The organism is Pseudomonas cerasi, assembly GCF_027983475.1.
GTDB lineage: Bacteria > Pseudomonadota > Gammaproteobacteria > Pseudomonadales > Pseudomonadaceae > Aquipseudomonas > Aquipseudomonas cerasi.
In genome coordinates, this window is the sequence record NZ_JAQJVM010000001.1 from 531,959 (window position 1) to 551,399 (window position 19,441).

Annotated in this window: 15 protein-coding genes; all 15 read left to right on the top strand. The window is 58.6% G+C overall.

The genetic code is table 11. From position 1 onward, the window contains the following. The first annotated feature begins 105 nt into the window (after window positions 1–105). Window positions 106–1,458 carry a sigma E protease regulator RseP gene (gene rseP / locus PI739_RS02420; protein WP_003364845.1) on the top strand — a complete coding sequence of 451 codons (1,353 nt, stop codon included), beginning with the start codon at window positions 106–108 and terminating at the stop codon, window positions 1,456–1,458. Between the two features lie 74 nt (window positions 1,459–1,532). After that, on the top strand, window positions 1,533–3,908 hold the full coding sequence (bamA, locus tag PI739_RS02425) for an outer membrane protein assembly factor BamA (protein ID WP_054080755.1): 2,376 nt from the start codon (window positions 1,533–1,535) through the stop codon (window positions 3,906–3,908). A 45-nt stretch (window positions 3,909–3,953) separates the two neighbouring features. Then, a complete protein-coding gene (locus tag PI739_RS02430) occupies window positions 3,954–4,457 on the top strand; it encodes an OmpH/Skp family outer membrane protein (RefSeq protein WP_003364839.1) in 504 nt (167 codons plus the stop codon). Between the two features lie 2 nt (window positions 4,458–4,459). Then, the gene (lpxD, locus tag PI739_RS02435) at window positions 4,460–5,515 is read left to right on the top strand and encodes a UDP-3-O-(3-hydroxymyristoyl)glucosamine N-acyltransferase (protein WP_054080756.1); all 1,056 of its coding nucleotides are present in this window, start codon (window positions 4,460–4,462) and stop codon (window positions 5,513–5,515) included. A 109-nt stretch (window positions 5,516–5,624) separates the two neighbouring features. Continuing rightward, window positions 5,625–6,065 (top strand): 3-hydroxyacyl-ACP dehydratase FabZ, encoded by a 441-nt coding sequence (gene fabZ, locus PI739_RS02440; RefSeq protein WP_002554719.1) that lies wholly within the window; start codon window positions 5,625–5,627, stop codon window positions 6,063–6,065. Then, complete coding sequence (gene lpxA, locus PI739_RS02445) at window positions 6,062–6,838, top strand: acyl-ACP--UDP-N-acetylglucosamine O-acyltransferase (RefSeq protein ID WP_003364836.1); 777 nt, start codon at window positions 6,062–6,064, stop codon at window positions 6,836–6,838. Before fabZ ends, lpxA begins: the two co-directional genes overlap by 4 nt. Window positions 6,839–6,840: 2 nt before the next feature. Next, window positions 6,841–7,983, top strand: a complete 1,143-nt coding sequence (lpxB, locus tag PI739_RS02450) for a lipid-A-disaccharide synthase (RefSeq protein WP_003364834.1) — start codon at window positions 6,841–6,843, stop codon at window positions 7,981–7,983. 11 nt (window positions 7,984–7,994) lie between these two features. Further along, window positions 7,995–8,648 (top strand): ribonuclease HII, encoded by a 654-nt coding sequence (rnhB, locus tag PI739_RS02455; RefSeq protein WP_003433370.1) that lies wholly within the window; start codon window positions 7,995–7,997, stop codon window positions 8,646–8,648. A 68-nt stretch (window positions 8,649–8,716) separates the two neighbouring features. Beyond that, window positions 8,717–12,238: a DNA polymerase III subunit alpha gene (gene dnaE, locus PI739_RS02460; protein WP_003433366.1), complete on the top strand. Its 3,522-nt coding sequence runs from the start codon at window positions 8,717–8,719 to the stop codon at window positions 12,236–12,238. 128 nt (window positions 12,239–12,366) lie between these two features. After that, the gene (accA, locus tag PI739_RS02465) at window positions 12,367–13,314 is read left to right on the top strand and encodes an acetyl-CoA carboxylase carboxyl transferase subunit alpha (RefSeq protein WP_003364825.1); all 948 of its coding nucleotides are present in this window, start codon (window positions 12,367–12,369) and stop codon (window positions 13,312–13,314) included. Window positions 13,315–13,449: 135 nt separating this feature from the next. After that, a complete protein-coding gene (gene tilS, locus PI739_RS02470) occupies window positions 13,450–14,787 on the top strand; it encodes a tRNA lysidine(34) synthetase TilS (RefSeq protein ID WP_054080757.1) in 1,338 nt (445 codons plus the stop codon). Window positions 14,788–15,050: 263 nt separating this feature from the next. Next, the gene (locus PI739_RS02475) at window positions 15,051–16,682 is read left to right on the top strand and encodes a CTP synthase (protein ID WP_054080758.1); all 1,632 of its coding nucleotides are present in this window, start codon (window positions 15,051–15,053) and stop codon (window positions 16,680–16,682) included. Between the two features lie 14 nt (window positions 16,683–16,696). Continuing rightward, entirely contained in the window at window positions 16,697–17,542 is an 846-nt protein-coding gene (gene kdsA / locus PI739_RS02480) for a 3-deoxy-8-phosphooctulonate synthase (RefSeq protein ID WP_003314314.1), read from the top strand. 139 nt (window positions 17,543–17,681) lie between these two features. Next, window positions 17,682–18,968, top strand: a complete 1,287-nt coding sequence (gene eno, locus PI739_RS02485) for a phosphopyruvate hydratase (protein ID WP_003364816.1) — start codon at window positions 17,682–17,684, stop codon at window positions 18,966–18,968. Between the two features lie 190 nt (window positions 18,969–19,158). Beyond that, entirely contained in the window at window positions 19,159–19,437 is a 279-nt protein-coding gene (ftsB, locus tag PI739_RS02490; protein ID WP_003314315.1) for a cell division protein FtsB, read from the top strand. Window positions 19,438–19,441 lie beyond the last annotated feature (4 nt).

Sequence of the window (19,441 nt, forward strand, 5' to 3'; positions counted from 1 at the left end):
CCGTCAGGATGTGAGTGAAAGGGTTGATGTGGTGCGTCAACGGCGGGCCTGAAGGCCTGCAATGATTAACACACTGGCCGACCAGTCGGTACCCGGAGAAGACTGATGAGCGCTTTATACATGATTCTCGGCACCCTGATTGCGCTGGGCGTGCTGGTGACCTTCCACGAATTCGGCCACTTCTGGGTGGCGCGTCGTTGTGGCGTCAAAGTGCTGCGTTTTTCAGTAGGCTTCGGCACGCCTCTGCTGCGCTGGCATGACCGTCAGGGCACAGAATACGTGGTGGCTGCCATCCCTCTGGGCGGCTATGTGAAAATGCTCGACGAGCGCGAGGGTAATGTTCCGCCCGAGCTCGCTGACCAATCGTTCAATCGCAAGACAGTAGGGCAGCGCATCGCCATCGTGATCGCCGGCCCGACAGCCAACTTCCTTCTCGCCATCGCATTTTTCTGGGTGCTGGCGATGATGGGCAGTGAGCAGGTGCGTCCGGTTATCGGCGCAGTGGAGGCCGGAAGTATCGCCCAGCAGGCTGGCCTGACGGCTGGACAGGAAATCGTCGCTGTCGATGGCGAGCCTACTTCTGGTTGGGCCGGGGTCAACCTGCAACTGGTCCGTCGTCTGGGTGAAAGCGGTACTATCGCTTTGAAGGTCAGGGATCAGGGTTCTACGGTCGACACCTCCCGTGAGCTGGTACTCAATGACTGGCTGAGGGGCGCAGAAGAGCCTGATCCTATCAAGTCGCTGGGTATTCGTCCGTGGCGTCCCGCGCTGTTGCCGGTGCTGGCAGAAATCGATCCGAAAGGTCCCGCGCAGAGCGCGGGGCTTAAAACAGGTGATCGTCTGGTTTCGATGGACGGTCAGCCGCTCAATGAGTGGCAACAGGTTGTCGATCGGGTACGCGAGCGTCCTGAGGCGAAGATTTCGCTGCGCATCGAGCGCGACGGCGTGCAAATGGACGTGCCGGTGACTCTCGCGGCCAAGGGCGAGGGCAAGGCTGCCGCGGGTTACCTCGGTGCTGGTGTGAAAGCTGTCGATTGGCCACCGGAAATGCTGCGCGAGGTCAGTTACGGGCCTTTCGCGGCGATGGCCGAGGGTGTGAAGCGCACCTGGAACATGAGTGTGCTGACCCTGGACTCGCTGAAGAAAATGTTGTTCGGCGAGCTCTCGGTAAAAAACTTGAGTGGACCGATAACCATTGCTAAAGTGGCGGGCGCTTCGGCCCAGTCGGGCATCGGAGATTTTCTGAACTTCCTCGCTTATCTGAGTATTAGCCTGGGTGTTCTGAATCTGCTGCCCATTCCCGTCCTGGACGGGGGGCATTTGCTGTTTTATCTGATCGAGTGGGCGCGTGGTCGTCCCCTTTCGGAAAAGGTTCAAGGTTGGGGGGCGCAGATCGGTATCAGTCTGGTAGTGGGCGTAATGTTGCTCGCGCTGGTCAACGATCTGGGCCGACTGTAAAGCGTTGCCGAGTTGCGAATCTGCCGCATTTTGCGGCAGTTTGTTTATTGCCAGTTGGAATAAGAAAGGACTTCATGAAACGTCTGCTGCTAACTGCGGTTCTTTCCGCACTGATGATCGCTGAAGTTCACGCCGAGTCCTTCACCATCTCCGATATCCGTGTCAACGGCCTGCAGCGGGTATCCGCCGGCAGTGTCTTTGGTGCATTGCCGCTGAACGTAGGCGAGCAGGCGGACGATGGTCGTTTGGTCGATGCTACCCGTTCGCTGTTTAAAACCGGTTTCTTTCAAGATATCCAGCTGGGTCGCGACGGCAACGTGCTCGTCATCAATGTCGTCGAGCGCCCTTCGGTTGCGAGTATCGAAATCGAGGGTAACAAGGCCATTTCCACCGAGGACCTGATGAAGGGGCTGAAACAGTCCGGTCTGGCCGAAGGTGAGATTTTCCAGCGTGCAACCCTCGAAGGTGTGCGTAACGAGCTGCAACGTCAATACGTTGCCCAGGGCCGTTACTCTGCCGAGGTTGACGCCGAGGTCGTTCCTCAGCCGCGCAACCGCGTAGGCCTGAAGATCAACATCAATGAAGGCACCGTAGCCTCCATTCAACACATCAACGTGGTGGGCAACACGGTCTTCTCCGATGAAGACCTGACCGACCTGTTCGAGCTCAAGACCAGCAACTGGCTGTCGTTCTTCAAGAATGATGACAAGTACGCCCGTGAAAAGCTGTCGGGTGACCTTGAGCGTCTGCGTTCGTACTACCTCGATCGCGGCTATATCAACATGGATATCGCCTCGACCCAGGTGTCTATCACGCCTGACAAGAAGAACGTGTACATCACGGTCAACATCAACGAAGGCGAGAAGTACAGCGTTAAGTCGGTCAAGCTGAGCGGTGACCTCAAGGTCCCTGAAGACCAGGTCAAATCCCTGTTGCTGGTGCAGCCGGGCCAGGTCTTCTCGCGCAAGGTCATGACCACGACGTCCGAACTGATCACCCGTCGTCTGGGTAACGAAGGCTATACCTTCGCCAACGTCAACGGCGTGCCGACGCCGAATAACGAAGACCACACGGTCGATATCACCTTTGTCGTCGACCCGGGCAAGCGTGCCTATGTCAACCGTATCAACTATCGCGGCAACACCAAGTCGGAAGACGAAGTGCTGCGTCGCGAAATGCGTCAGATGGAAGGCGGCTGGGCATCGACCTACCTGATCGACCAGTCGAAAACCCGTCTGGATCGTCTCGGCTTCTTCAAGGAAGTCAACGTCGAGACGCCGCCTGTTCCAGGCACCGACGATCAGGTCGATGTGAACTACGCCGTTGAAGAGCAGGCATCCGGTTCGATCACCGCCAGCGTCGGCTTCGCGCAAAGCGCCGGTCTGATCCTCGGTGGTTCGATCAGCCAGAACAACTTCCTGGGTACTGGTAACAAGGTCAGCATCGGTCTGACCCGCAGCGAATACCAGAGCCGTTACAACTTCAGCTACGTCGATCCGTACTACACGCCGGACGGTGTCAGCCTGGGTTACAGCGCGTTCTACCGCACCACCAACTACGATGACCTCGACGTTGATGTTGCAAGCTATGCGGTTGACAGCCTGGGTGCCGGTATCAACCTCGGCTACCCGATCAGCGAGACTTCGCGCCTGACCTACGGCCTGACCGTGCAGCAGGACGAAATCAAGACCGGCAAGTACACCGTTGACGAGATTTTTGACTTCGTCGAGAAGGAAGGCGACAAGTACCTGAACTTCAAGGGCTCGATTGGCTGGTCTGAATCGACTCTGAACAAAGGCGTGCTGGCGACCCGTGGTCACTCGCAAAGCCTGGTGTTCGAATCCACCTTGCCGGGCAGCGACCTGTCGTTCTTCAAGCTGGATTACCGTGCTCAGTACTTCCATCCGATCACCGATAACTACACCCTGCGTCTGCACACCGAGCTGGGTTACGGTGACGGATACGGTTCGACCTCGGGTCTGCCGTTCTACGAGAACTACTACGCGGGCGGTTTCAACTCGGTACGTGGCTTCAAGGACAGCACTCTTGGTCCACGCAGTACGCCTAGTAATGGTTCCAAGCCAGGTACATTGGCGGACCCGGATCAGGATCCACTGCCGTTCGGCGGTAACGCCTTGGTTCAGGGTGGTGTAGAAGTCATGTTCCCGCTGCCATTCGTCAAGGATCAGCGCTCGCTGCGTACGTCTGTGTTCTGGGACGTGGGTAATGTCTTCGATACCAAGTGCGACTCGACCAGAACAAGCTCGTCAGGCAAGAAAGTCGAATGTAACGACATCGACCTTTCCGGCATGGCCAGCTCTGTGGGTATCGGCGTCACCTGGATCACCGCACTCGGCCCGCTGAGCTTCGCTCTGGCGATGCCGATCAAGAAGCCGGACGACGAAGCCGAAACGCAGGTTTTCCAATTCTCCCTGGGTCAGACCTTCTAAGCGTCTGATCTTTGATAACGCAACGAATTTTGTAGGAGTTGTATTGTGCGTAAGTTGACTCAACTGGTAATGCTGGCAACCGTACTGGTCGCAAGCCCTGCATTCGCCGACATGAAAATTGCGGTACTGAACTATCAGATGGCCTTGCTGGAATCTGACGCTGCGAAGAAATACGCTGTCGATGCCGAGAAAAAATTCGGTCCGCAACTGACCAAGCTGAAAAGTCTGGAAAGCAGCGCCAAGGGTATCCAGGATCGTCTGGTCAGCGGTGGCGACAAGATGGCTCAGCCTGAGCGCGAGCGTCTGGAGCTTGAATTCAAGCAAAAGGCCCGCGACTTCCAGTTCCAGTCCAAGGAACTGAACGAAGCCAAGGCAGTTGCTGACCGTGAAATGCTCAAGCAGTTGAAGCCGAAGCTGGATCAGGCTGTAGAAGAAGTCATCAAGAAAGGTGGTTTCGACCTGGTTTTCGAGCGCGGTGCGGTGATCGACGTCAAGCCTCAGTATGACGTGACTCGTCAGGTCATCGAGCGCATGAACCAGCTGAAGTAACCATGAGCATAACCATCAAACTCGGTCAGTTGGCCGAGTTCCTTGGTGCCACGTTACGTGGCGACAAGGACAAGGACATCACCGGGCTGGCCTCTTTAGAAGAGGCTGGCCCTGGTCAAATCAGTTTTCTGGCAAAATCCAAATACCGTCAATTCCTGGTCGATGCCCAGGCTGCTGCCGTGCTGCTCAAGCCCGCAGATGCCGACAGCTACACCGGAGATGCGCTATTGGTCCCGGATCCTTATCTGGCTTATGCCCGTATTTCGCATTTTTTCGATCCCAAGCCTAAAAGCAGCGCAGGCGTTCATCCGACGGCCTTGATTGCCGAGGATGCACTGATTGATCCTGCCGCCAGCATTGGCGCTTTTGCCGTGATCGAGAGCGGTGTGCGCATTGCAGCAGGTGTCACCATCGGTGCGCACTGCTTCATCGGCGCTCGCTGCGAGATCGGTGAAGGCGGCTGGCTGGCACCCCGTGTGACGCTTTATCACGATGTGCGCATCGGCAAGCGTGTGGTCATTCAGTCGGGTGCTGTGCTGGGCGGTGAAGGTTTCGGCTTTGCCAATGAAAAGGGTGTCTGGCAGAAAATCGCACAAATCGGCGGCGTCACCGTGGGTGATGACGTCGAGATCGGTGTTAATACGGCGATCGATCGCGGTGCACTGGCTGACACACGCATTGGCAATGGCGTGAAACTGGATAACCAGATTCAGATTGCTCACAACGTTCAGATTGGCGACTACACGGCGATGGCCGCGTGTGTCGGCATTTCCGGAAGCACTAAAATCGGCAAGCATTGCATGCTTGCTGGTGGTGTTGGTCTGGTAGGGCATATCGAGATTTGTGATGGTGTTTTCATCACCGGCATGACGATGGTGACGCATTCCATTACCGAGCCGGGTTCCTACTCGTCCGGTACGGCCATGCAGCCGGCCGGCGAGTGGCGCAAGAGTGCAGCTCGTCTGCGCAAAATCGATGATATGGCGCGACGTCTGCAAAAGCTTGAAAAGGCCATAGAGACGGTGACCTGCGCTGATAATCGCTCATCTGATGGCTGATACCTTTTTAATATCAAGCGTGCTCAGTCGATAAACTGCCTCCTTGATGTAGAGGGGTGCTGCGCAGTCGCGACGCACTCCTAATCTTTACTACAGGCTTCCCCTCGAAATGATGGACATCAAAGAAATTCGCGAATACCTGCCTCATCGTTACCCGTTCCTGCTGGTGGATCGCGTGACCGAGCTGGATATCGAGAACAAGAACATTCGCGCCTACAAGAATGTCAGCGTCAATGAGCCTTTCTTCAACGGTCACTTTCCCGAGCATCCCATCATGCCCGGCGTGCTGATCATCGAAGCGATGGCGCAGGCTGCCGGTATTCTTGCGTTCAAGATGCTCGACTCCAAGCCTTCCGACGGCACGCTCTATTATTTCGTGGGCTCGGACAAACTGCGTTTCCGTCAGCCGGTCCTGCCGGGCGACCAACTGGTTCTTGAGGCGAAGTTCCTGAGCAGCAAACGTCAGATCTGGAAGTTCGAATGCAAGGCTACCGTTGATGGCAAGGCAGTCTGCTCTGCTGAAATCATCTGTGCGGAACGCAAACTATGAGTTTGATTGACCCTCGCGCAATCATCGATCCGACGGCCGTTCTGGCCGACAATGTTGAGGTCGGCCCTTGGTCGATCATCGGACCCGGTGTGGAAATTGGCGAGGGTACAGTTGTCGGTCCTCACGTTGTCCTCAAGGGGCCAACCAGAATCGGCAAGCACAACCGTATCTACCAGTTTTCATCGGTGGGTGAAGACACGCCTGATCTGAAATACAAGGGCGAGGAAACCCGCCTTGTCATCGGCGATCACAACGTTATCCGCGAAGGCGTGACCATTCACCGCGGGACCGTTCAGGACCGTGCCGAAACCACGCTGGGCGATCACAACCTGATTATGGCCTATGCCCATATCGGGCACGACAGCGTGATCGGCAACCACGTGATTCTGGTCAACAACACCGCCCTGGCAGGCCATGTTCACGTGGATGACTGGGCTATCCTGTCGGGCTTTACTCTGGTCCATCAGTTCTGCCATATCGGTGCGCACAGCTTCTCCGGCATGGGCACTGCGATCGGCAAGGATGTACCTGCGTTCGTCACGGTGTTTGGCAATCCGGCCGAGGCGCGCAGCATGAACTTCGAGGGCATGCGCCGTCGGGGTTTCTCCGAAGAAGCCATTCATGCGCTGCGCAGAGCCTACAAGACGGTTTATCGTCAGGGGCTGACCATCGGCCAGGCGCTGGCCGATCTGGCAGAGCCTGCGGCGCAGTTTCCTGAAGTGGCCATATTTCTTCAGTCCATTCAGACGTCGACTCGCGGCATCATTCGCTAATCATGACCAGTCCACTCTGTATCGCTCTGGTCGCGGGTGAAGCATCCGGCGATATCCTCGGATCCGGTTTGATGCGTGCCCTCAAGGTGCGCCATCCCGATATCCGCTTCATTGGTGTCGGTGGTCCGTTGATGGAAGCCGAAGGCATGCAGTCCTTCTTCCCGATGGAACGCCTGTCGGTGATGGGGCTGGTTGAAGTGCTCGGGCGACTGCGCGAGCTGCTGGCCCGGCGCAAGCTGCTGGTCCAGACCCTGATCACTGAAAAGCCGGACGTCTTCATCGGCATCGACGCCCCTGATTTCACGCTCAATATCGAACTTCAGCTGCGTCGCGCCGGCATCAAGACCGTGCACTACGTCAGCCCCTCAGTCTGGGCCTGGCGCCAGAAGCGTGTGCTGAAGATTCGTGAAGGCTGTGATCTGATGCTGACCCTGTTGCCGTTCGAGGCGCGTTTCTACGAAGAGCAGGGCGTACCGGTGCGCTTCGTCGGGCATCCGCTGGCAGACACCATCCCCCTGGAGTCCGATCGTGCAGGTGCTCGCGCTGGCCTGGGATTCGCGCAGGATACGCCGGTTGTGGCATTGATGCCGGGCAGCCGGGGCGGTGAAGTGGGGCGTCTGGGCGCATTGTTTTTCGACACGGCCGAACTGTTGCTTGCCCGGCGCCCGGGCCTGCGCTTCGTACTGCCGTGCGCCAGCCCGCAGCGGCGGGCTCAGGTGGAACAGTTGCTGCAGGGTCGTGATTTGCCCGTCACGCTGCTCGACGGCCAGTCGCACGTTGCTCTGGCCGCCTGCGATGCGGTACTGATCGCCTCCGGCACGGCGACCCTGGAAGCGCTGCTTTACAAGCGTCCCATGGTGGTTGCCTACCGCCTGGCGCCGCTGACCTTCTGGATACTCAAGCGAATGGTCAAGAGCCCTTATGTGTCGCTGCCGAACCTGCTGGCCCAGCGTCTGCTGGTGCCTGAACTGCTGCAGGACGACGCTACGCCAGAAGCCCTGGCGCGTACGCTGCTGCCATTGATCGAAGACGGTCGCGAGCAAACCGCCGGTTTTGACGCTATTCACCGGGTTCTGCGCCGCGATGCGTCCAATCAGGCCGCCGATGCGGTATTGAGCCTGCTCGGACGGTCGCCTTCACTGTGAGGTCGCCCATGATGCAAACAGGTCTGGATTTTACCCTCGTCGAGGACCTGGTGGCGGGTGTCGATGAAGTGGGTCGCGGTCCGCTGTGCGGTGCAGTGGTAACCGCCGCCGTCATTCTCGATCCGGCCAGGCCCATTCGCGGTCTCAATGACTCGAAGAAACTGACCGAAGCCAGGCGCGAAAAGCTCTACGTCGAAATTCAGGAGAAAGCCCTGTGCTGGTTCATCGCCAGGGCTGAAGTCGAAGAGATCGACCAGTTGAATATCCTGCACGCCACGATGCTGGCCATGCAGCGCGCCGTCGAAGGGTTGAGTATCACGCCCAGACTGGCGCTTATCGACGGCAACCGCTGCCCGCAGTTGTCGGTGCCTTCGGCGCCGGTGGTAAAGGGTGACTCCAAGGTACCCGCCATCGCCGCCGCATCGATTCTCGCCAAGGTAAGCCGGGACCGGGAAATGGCGGCGTTTGAACTCATCTATCCGGGTTATGGCATCGGTGGGCACAAGGGTTATCCTACGCCGGTGCATCTGGAAGCACTGGCCCGGCTTGGGCCTACGCCCATTCATCGGCGTTCCTTCGCTCCGGTGCGTGCAGCCCATGAAGCGCGCGCCACGCTGATGCTCGGCGGCTCGCTTCCGTTGTCAGCCGGTTTGCTGCAGGACTGACGTTTCACTCCGGGCCAGCTACAATCCTGCCCTTCGTTTTTTGTATTTTCGCGTTTTATAGGATCACCATGCCGGCTTCTTTCGTTCATCTACGCCTGCACACCGAATATTCTCTGGTTGACGGTCTGGTCCGGGTCAAACCGTTGATCAAGGCGCTGACCGGCATGAACATGCCCGCCGTGGCGGTGACCGACCAGAACAACATGTGTTCGCTGGTCAAGTTCTACAAGGCTGCCCAGGGCTCCGGCATCAAGCCGATCTGTGGCGTCGACCTATGGCTGGCAGGCAGGGACGAAGATGCCGCGCTCAGCCGCATCAGCCTGCTGGCCATGAATGCCCAGGGCTACCGCAACCTGACCGAGCTGATTTCCCGAGGCTTTATCGAAGGCCAGCGCAACGGTCAGATCGTCATTCAGCGCCAGTGGGTCGCGCAGGCCAGCGAAGGCGTGATTGCGCTTTCCGCGGCCAAGGAAGGCGAGATCGGCATGGCCTTGCTCGGCGGCAATCCGGGGGAGGCCGACGAACTGTTGCGCGAGTGGCTGGAAGTCTTTCCTGACCGCTTCTACATCGAAGTACAGCGTACCAACCGCGCCAATGACGAAGAACACCTGCACGCTGCGGTGGCCCTGGCCGAGCGTCACGGCGCGCCGTTGGTGGCGACCAATGATGTGCGCTTCATCAAACAGGCCGATTTCGAAGCCCACGAAACCCGCGTATGCATCGGTGAAGGCCGTGCGCTGGACGACCCGCGTCGCTCGCACAATTACAGCGATCAGCAATACCTGAAAAGCCCGGAAGAAATGGCCGAGCTGTTCAGCGACCTGCCGGAAGCGCTGGAAAACACCGTCGAGATTGCCAAGCGCTGCAACATCGACGTCAAGCTGGGCACGCACTTCCTGCCCAACTTCCCGATTCCCGATGGCATGACCATCGATGAGTATTTCCGCAAGGTCTCCTTCGATGGCCTGGAAGAGCGTCTTGCAGTCCTGTTGCCCAAGGACACGACCGAAGATTACGAAGCCAGGCGTCAGGTGTATGTCGACCGGCTGAATTTCGAGCTGGATATCATTATCCAGATGGGCTTCCCCGGTTACTTTCTGATCGTGATGGACTTCATCCAGTGGGCCAAGAGCAACGGCGTACCGGTGGGGCCGGGTCGTGGTTCGGGGGCCGGCTCGCTGGTTGCCTATGTGCAGAAGATCACCGACCTCGACCCGCTGGAATACGACCTGCTGTTCGAACGCTTCCTGAACCCGGAACGGGTGTCCATGCCCGACTTCGACGTCGACTTCTGCATGGATGGTCGTGACCGGGTGATCGAGTATGTGGCCGAGAAGTACGGTCGCAACGCGGTCAGCCAGATCATCACCTTCGGTTCCATGGCCGCCAAGGCGGTGGTGCGTGACGTGGCGCGGGTGCAGGGCAAGTCTTACGGGCTGGCGGATCGTCTGTCGAAGATGATCCCGTTCGAAGTCGGCATGACCCTCGAAAAAGCCTACGAGCAGGAAGAGATTCTTCGCGATTTCCTCAAGGTGGATGAGGAAGCTGCGGAAATCTGGGAGATGGCGCTCAAGCTCGAAGGCATCGTGCGTAACGTCGGTAAGCACGCCGGTGGTGTGGTAATTGCCCCGACCAAGCTGACCGACTTCTCGCCGATCTATTGCGACGAGGCCGGTGACGGTCTGGTGACCCAGTTCGACAAGGACGATGTCGAGGCTGCGGGGCTGGTGAAGTTCGACTTCCTCGGTCTGCGTACCCTGACCATCATCGACTGGGCACTCAAGACCATCAACCGCGACCGCGCCAAGGTCAACGAAGAACCGCTGGACATCGCGTTCATCCCGCTCGACGACATGCCGACCTATCAGTTGCTGCAGCGCGCCGAGACCACGGCGGTGTTCCAGCTCGAGTCGCGCGGCATGAAAGAGCTGATCAAAAAGCTCAAGCCCGACTGTCTGGAAGACTTGATCGCACTGGTGGCGTTGTTCCGCCCCGGCCCGCTGCAATCGGGCATGGTGGACGACTTCATCAACCGTAAGCACGGTCGCGCCGAGCTGTCCTATCCGCACGTCGATTACCAGTACGAAGGCCTCAAGCCGGTACTCGCACCGACCTACGGCATTATCCTGTATCAGGAACAGGTGATGCAGATCGCTCAGGTCATGGCCGGTTACACCCTTGGCGGTGCGGACATGCTGCGTCGCGCAATGGGCAAGAAAAAGCCCGAGGAAATGGCCAAGCAGCGCGGTGGTTTCATCGATGGCTGCAAGACCAATAACATCGACCCGGACCTGGCCGGTAACATCTTCGACCTGGTGGAAAAATTCGCCGGTTACGGTTTCAACAAGTCCCACTCCGCGGCCTACGGGCTGGTGTCGTACCAGACTGCCTGGTTGAAGACTCACTACCCGGCGCCGTTCATGGCGGCGGTGTTGTCGGCGGATATGCACAACACCGACAAGGTCGTGACCTTGATCGAAGAAGTGCGCACGATGAAGCTGCGCCTCGACGCGCCGGACGTGAACACCTCGGAGTTCAAGTTCACGGTGAGTGACGATGGCCGCATTCTTTATGGCCTTGGCGCGATCAAGGGCGTAGGCGAGGGGCCGGTCGAGGCGATTACCGATGCGCGCCAGAACGGGCCGTTCAAGGACTTGTTCGACTTCTGCGCCCGCGTCGACCTCAAGCGCGTCAACAAGCGAACGCTGGATGGCCTGATTCGCAGCGGTGCGCTGGATCGTCTCGGGCCGTACTTCGAACTCGAGCCCAAGGCTTATCAGGCCAATATCGATCGTAACCGTTCGGTGTTGCTTGCGGCGCTGGAAGAGGCCATTCAGGCTGCCGAGCAGACAGCGCGCAGTCGCGACAGTGGTCACTCGGACCTGTTCGGCGGCCTGTTCGTCGAAGCGGACGCCGATGTTTATGCGAATCATCGCAAGACCCGTGAGCTGAGCCTCAAGGATCGTCTGCGTGGTGAAAAGGAAACCCTGGGCCTGTACCTGACCGGGCACCCGATCGATGAATATGAAGGCGAGATCCGCCGTTTCGCCCGGCAACGGATCATCGATCTCAAGCCCGCAAGAGACACCCAGACGGTCGCAGGCCTGATCATTGCCCTGCGCGTCATGAAGAACAAGAAGGGCGACAAGATGGGGTTCATTACCCTGGACGATCGCTCGGCGCGCATCGAGGCGTCGCTGTTTGCCGAAGCGTTTCATTCGGCTCAGTCACTGTTGCAGACCGATGCTATGGTGGTGGTCGAGGGCGAAGTCAGTAATGATGACTTCTCCGGTGGGCTGCGCCTGCGGGCCAAGCGTGTCATGAGTATCGAGGATGCCCGCACCAATCTGGCCGAGAGCCTGCGTGTGACGGTGCGTGCCGAAGCGCTCAAGGGCGACCGGCTGCGCTGGCTGGGCGATCTGTGCAAGCGCCATCGCGGTGCCTGTCCGATCACGGTGGACTACACGGGGCAGGACGCCCGCGCATTGCTGCAATTGGGAGAAGCATGGCGGATTGATCCTGCGGACAGCTTGATTCAAGCTCTGCGTGACCAGTTCGGACGTGAGAACGTCTTTCTCCAGTATCGTTGAACGTCGCAGGCTCGACTTGCGCTCAACCCTGAATTTTAATTTCGACCTGAACGCGCCGGTTCCGAACAGGAACGGCGCAGACGGATCAACCGGCCGGCCTCTTGGCCGTCGACCCAAGACGGATGCCTATGAACCCGAATTTTCTTGATTTCGAACAGCCTATCGCTGACTTGCAGGCCAAAATCGAAGAACTGCGCTTGGTGGGTAATGACAACTCGCTGAACATCGGCGACGAGATCTCCCGGCTGCAAGACAAGAGCAAGACGCTCACCGAAAGCATCTTCGGCAACCTGACCAGCTGGCAGATCGCGCGCATGGCGCGCCATCCGCGTCGTCCCTACACGCTGGACTACATCGAAAACATCTTTACCGAGTTCGATGAGCTGCACGGTGATCGTCATTTCTCCGATGATGCGGCGATCGTCGGCGGTATTGCCCGTCTCGACAACCAGCCAGTCATGGTTATCGGTCATCAGAAAGGCCGGGAAGTGCGCGAGAAGGTTCGTCGCAACTTCGGCATGCCGCGCCCCGAAGGCTATCGCAAGGCCTGCCGCCTGATGGAAATGGCCGAGCGCTTCAAGATGCCGATCCTGACCTTTATCGATACGCCGGGCGCTTATCCTGGTATCGACGCGGAAGAGCGCAACCAGAGCGAGGCAATTGCCTGGAACCTGCGTGTCATGGCCCGTCTCAAGACCCCGATCATCGCTACTGTTATCGGTGAAGGCGGTTCCGGTGGTGCGCTGGCAATTGGCGTATGCGACCAGTTGAACATGCTGCAGTATTCGACCTACGCGGTAATCTCTCCGGAAGGCTGCGCGTCGATTCTGTGGAAAACCGCCGAGAAGGCACCGGATGCTGCCGAAGCCATGGGTATCACCGCTGACCGCCTGAAAGGCCTGGGTATCGTCGACAAGGTCATCGCCGAACCACTGGGTGGCGCGCATCGTGATCCGGTCGCCGCCGCTGCCTTGATTCGCGAAGAGTTGAGCAGTCAGCTGGCGATGCTCAAGGAGTTCGATAACGATGAGCTGCTGGCCCGCCGTTATGACCGCTTGATGAGCTACGGTCTGTAAGCTGCGTCGCCCGATTGCTTCCACGTCTTGCGGGCTTCTGCCCGGAAGGCGTGGGAGCGAACCTGTTCGCGAAAGGACTGGCTTGAGCACTGAAGCGTTTAGTGTGCGAACCCGCCAGACCGGTGAAAAACACCCATGACCACTCTCTCACGCGCCGGTCATGATCTTTCTGTCAGGCTTCTTCAAGTTCTGGCCCCCTGGCGCAATGCGCCTGTCTGGCATGTCGGTTTCTCCGGCGGCCTCGACTCAACCGTGCTTTTGCATCTTCTGGCTGAACTCGCCGGCCGCGAAACCCTGCCTGCGCTCAACGCAATCCATGTGCACCACGGTCTGCAGACCGCTGCCGATGCCTGGCCAGAGCATTGTCAGCAGGTCTGCAAGGCGCTCGGCGTGGCATTCGAGTCTGTTCGCGTTCAGGTCGAGCCTGCTGCAAGTCTCGAGCAGGCTGCCCGTCAGGCGCGTTACGGCGCCTTCACTGAGCGGCTGGGTGAGGGCGAGGTGCTGCTGACCGGGCAGCATCGCGATGATCAGGCCGAGACCCTGCTGTTCCGTCTGCTGCGCGGCGCAGGCGTTCGTGGTCTGGCTGCCATGCCCTATCAGCGAGTGCTGGGCCGTGGGCATCTACTGAGGCCGCTGCTGGATGTATCGCGTATGCAGCTGGAAGATTACGCGCGTCGACATGGACTGAACTGGATCGAAGATGCCAGCAATGACGATCAGCAGTTTTCGCGCAATTTTCTGCGCAATCAGGTACTGCCGTTGCTGACCTCCAGATGGCCGCAGGCAGCCGCCAGTCTGGCACGTACCGCACACCACCTCGGCGAAGCGCAGCAATTGCTCGATGAGCTTGCGCTGCAGGATATTGCCAATGCTCAGGCTGCTACGTCGTTTAGCTGGGTTGGCCTGCCGGTGTTGAGTCTCGGGCCGATTGCCGCTTTGTCCGCAGCCCGGCAGCGCAATGCAGTGCGTCATTGGCTTGCGCCACTGACGCGTCTGCCGGACACCGATCACTGGGCTGGCTGGGAGGCGTTGCGCGATGCGGCGCAGGACGCGGGTCCGCTGTGGCGGCTCGCCGATGGAACGTTGCACAGGGCGCAGGGCTGCATCTGGTGGGTGCCGGCTGCCTGGGAGCCGCTCTGTCATCAGGCAATGGACTGGACGGACCCTGGTGTGGCGCTGGACTTGCCCGGCAATGGCCGCGTGGTTCTGGAGGGCGAGGCGCCGTCGGGGTGTCTGCAAGTCCGCTATCGGCAGGGCGGTGAAGTGTTACGCCTGGACGGACGTGGCAGCCGTGATCTCAAGCGCCTGCTCAACGAACAGTCAGTGCCGGCGTTTCTGCGCGGCAGATTGCCGCTGCTCTACCTCGATAACGTGCTGCTGGCCGTCGCCAACCTGCCTGGACTGGACGGTTCGCCCAATGAAAACTGGCGTTTGCGCTGGGTTGTGCCGACCGGCGACCAAAGTTTGAGCTGAAAGGCCCTTTCAGGTAGACTACGCTCCCTTCTTGATACAGCTTCTGTCGGTTCTTTTGAAACGACATGAGTTGCCGGTTACCAACCAGTATTTACTGGGTAATTCTTAAAATGTAGCGCACACCACACTGGCTTCGGCCGGTCGGTTTCAACGCAGCAGTTTCGGGAGTGCACCGTGAATTTTGTCGGTAATCGGGGGCTTCGGCCTTCCTTCGCTATCCCCGGCGGCTCTGACCGCTTTAACGCAGACTTCTAGGGTTTTTCATGACGCGCTACATCTTCGTCACGGGCGGTGTTGTTTCTTCATTGGGGAAAGGCATTGCCTCGGCTTCATTGGCGGCCATCCTGGAGGCGCGGGGACTCAAGGTCACCATGCTCAAACTGGATCCCTACATCAACGTGGACCCAGGCACCATGAGCCCGTTCCAGCACGGTGAGGTGTTCGTCACTCACGACGGCGCCGAGACCGACCTGGACCTTGGTCACTACGAGCGGTTCATCCGCACCACCATGACCCAGAACAACAACTTCACCACCGGCCGTGTGTACGAGCACGTCCTGCGCAAAGAGCGCCGTGGTGATTACCTGGGCGCGACCATTCAGGTCATCCCGCACATCACCGATGAAATCAAGCGCCGTATCATCAAGGGTGCAGGCGATGCCGATGTGGCGCTGGTCGAGATCGGCGGTACCGTAGGCGACATCGAGTCCCAACCGTTCCTTGAAGCCATCCGCCAGTTGCGTTTCGAAGTCGGCGCACGCCGCGCAATGCTGATGCACCTGACGCTGGTGCCGTACATCGCTACTGCCGGCGAGACCAAGACCAAGCCGACCCAGCATTCGGTGAAGGAACTGCGCTCCATCGGCCTGCAGCCTGATGTGCTGGTCTGCCGCTCCGATCACCCGATCGACGTTTCCTCGCGTCGCAAGATCGCTCAGTTCACCAACGTCGAAGAGCGTGCTGTCATCGCCCTCGAAGACGCGGACACCATCTACAAGATCCCGGGCATTCTGCATTCGCAAGGCCTGGACGATTTTGTGGTCGAGCGCTTCGGTCTGCAATGTGGTGGTGCCGACCTGTCCGAATGGGACAAGGTTGTCGACGCCAAGCTCAACCCGGAACACGAAGTGACTATCGCGATGGTCGGCAAGTACATGGAGCTGCTCGACGCCTACAAGTCGTTGATCGAAGCCATGAGCCACGCCGGTATCACCAATCGCACCAAGGTCAACCTGCGCTACATCGACTCTGAAGACATTGAAAACCAGGGCACCGGCCTGCTGGAAGGCGTGGACGCGATCCTGGTTCCGGGTGGCTTCGGTCTGCGCGGCGTCGAAGGCAAGATCACTGCCGTTCAGTTCGCCCGTGAGAACAAGGTTCCGTACCTCGGCATCTGCCTGGGCATGCAGGTCGCGGTCATCGAGTTCGCGCGCAACGTGCTGGGCTGGAAAGACGCCAACTCCACCGAGTTCGACCGTACCAGCGCACACGCTGTAGTGGGTCTGATCACCGAATGGGAAGACGCCACCGGTGCAGTCGAAACCCGTACCGAAAGCTCCGATCTGGGCGGCACCATGCGTCTGGGCGCACAAGAGTGCCAGCTTGAAGCCGGTTCGCTGGTCCACAATTGCTACACCAAGGACGTGATCGTCGAACGTCATCGTCATCGCTATGAAGTGAACAACAATCTGTTGCCGCAACTGATCGAGGCGGGCCTGAAGATCTCCGGCCGCTCGGGCGATGGCGCACTGGTTGAAGTGGTCGAAGCACCGGATCATCCATGGTTCGTCGCTTGCCAGTTCCACCCGGAATTCACCTCAACGCCCCGTGACGGTCATCCGCTGTTCAGCGGCTTCGTCAAGGCGGCATTGGCTCAACATCAGAAAAATTCCTGACAGGGACTGCAGACATGGCTCAGAAAATCATCCGCGTAGGTTCGATCGAGATCGCCAACGACAAGCCAATGGTGCTGTTCGGCGGCATGAACGTACTCGAATCCCGGGATATGGCCATGCAGGTCTGTGAAGAATACGTAAAGGTCACCGAAAAGCTCGGTATCCCTTACGTGTTCAAGGCCAGCTTCGACAAGGCCAACCGCTCTTCGGTGAACTCCTACCGTGGGCCGGGCCTTGAAGAAGGCATGCGTATTTTCGAAGAGATCAAGCGCACCTTCAACGTGCCGCTGATCACCGATGTTCACGAGCCTCATCAGGCCGCCGTGGTGGCCGAAGTCTGCGACATCATTCAACTGCCGGCTTTCCTGTCGCGGCAGACCGATCTGGTCGTCGCGATGGCGAAAACCGGTGCAGTCATCAACATCAAGAAAGCCCAGTTCCTTGCACCCCAGGAAATGAAACACATCCTGACCAAGTGCGAAGAGGCGGGGAACGATCAGTTGATTCTCTGTGAGCGGGGCTCCAGCTTCGGTTACAACAATCTGGTCGTGGACATGCTTGGCTTTGGCATCATGAAGCAGTTCGAGTACCCGATCCTGTTCGACGTGACCCATGCCCTGCAGATGCCGGGCGGTCGCTCCGATTCTGCGGGCGGGCGCCGCGCCCAGGTGCTGGATCTTGCCAAGGCCGGTATCAGTCAGAATCTGGCCGGTCTGTTCCTTGAAGCCCATCCGGATCCTGACAACGCCAAATGCGACGGGCCATGTGCCCTGCGTCTGGACAAGCTCGAGCCGTTTCTGGCCCAACTCAAGTCCCTGGATGAACTTGTAAAGAGTTTTCCGATCGTAGAGACCGCTTGAACAGGGTTCTCCAGTAAAGTGCCGTTCCCCGTCATTCGTGACGGGGTTGTCGCATTCAGACCTGCCTTTTCCCGCGTCTGATTGCGAGCATTGTTTTCCCAGCTGCGTCGTTTTCGTCAATCTTGGAGTGTTTACAACAATGGCAAAAATCGTCGACATCAAAGGTCGTGAAGTTCTCGACTCCCGTGGCAATCCCACCGTGGAAGCAGATGTGCTCCTCGATAACGGCATCATCGGCAGCGCCTGCGCGCCGTCCGGTGCTTCAACCGGCTCGCGCGAAGCGCTGGAGCTGCGTGATGGCGACAAAAGCCGTTACATGGGCAAGGGCGTTCTGAAAGCTGTGGCCAACATCAATGGCCCTATCCGTGACCTGCTTCTGGGCAAGGATCCGGTCGACCAGAAGGCGCTGGATCACGCGATGATCGAGCTGGACGGCACCGAAAACAAGGCAAGCCTGGGCGCAAACGCCATCCTCGCGGTCTCCCTGGCAGCTGCCAAGGCGGCGGCACAGGATCAGGACCTGCCGCTGTACGCGCACATCGCCAACCTCAATGGCACCCCGGGCGTGTACTCCATGCCGGTGCCGATGATGAATATCATCAACGGTGGCGAGCATGCCGATAACAACATCGACATCCAGGAATTCATGATCCAGCCTGTCGGCGCCAAGTCCTTCGCTGAAGGCCTGCGCTGGGGCACCGAGATTTTCCATCACCTCAAGGCGGTCCTCAAGGCGCGTGGCCTGAACACCGCAGTGGGTGACGAAGGTGGCTTCGCGCCTAACCTGGCATCCAACAAGGAAGCGCTCGACGCTATCGCCGAGGCTGTTTCCAATGCGGGTTATACGCTGGGCACCGACGTGACCCTGGCGCTGGACTGCGCAGCGAGCGAGTTCTACAAGAACGGCAAGTACAAACTGAGCGAAGAGGGCGAATACAGCTCTGCCGAGTTCGCTGAATACCTTGCCGAGCTGACTCGCAAGCACCCGATCATTTCCATCGAAGACGGTCTGGACGAGTCCGACTGGGATGGCTGGAAAATCCTCACCGACAAGATCGGCGAGAAAACCCAGCTGGTAGGTGACGACCTGTTCGTGACCAACACCAAGATCCTCAAGGAAGGCATCGACAAGAAGATCGCCAACTCGATCCTGATCAAGTTCAACCAGATCGGTACGCTGACCGAAACCCTGGAAGCCATTCAGATGGCCAAGGCTGCCGGTTACACTGCGATCATCTCTCACCGTTCCGGCGAGACCGAAGATTCGACCATTGCCGACCTGGCTGTGGGCACCTCTGCCGGTCAGATCAAAACCGGTTCGCTGTGCCGCTCCGACCGCGTGTCCAAGTACAACCAATTGCTGCGCATCGAGGAGCAATTGGGCTCCAAGGCTGTGTATCGTGGTCGTGCCGAGTTTCGCGGCTGAGCCATAGATGGTAAAAAGACGCAGAGTGCTGCACGGATTCGAGTCCCCTGACTTGCCCGTGCAGCTCCGATGCTGACGCTCCGCGGTAATCTGGAGTGATTGAGCCTGGCTTATGTCAGGCTCAATGCCCTCAGTCGTTTGTTGTTCACGTTGGCTCTGCTGTCTTTTTTACTGGGTACCTGATATTTCAATGCGCAGTCCTAACTGGTTGTTCCTCGTCCTGCTCCTGTTGCTGGCTGGCTTGCAGTACCGCCTTTGGGTCGGTAACGGAAGCCTTGCGCAAGTGGCCAGCCTGACTCAGCAGATTGCCGACCAGCATGCTGAAAATCAGGTGCTGCTGGAGCGCAACCGCGTGCTTGATGCCGAGGTCATGGAATTGAAAAAAGGCCTGGAAACCGTCGAAGAGCGTGCCCGACATGAATTGGGCATGGTCAAGGACGGCGAAACCCTTTACCAGCTCGCGCAATAATCAA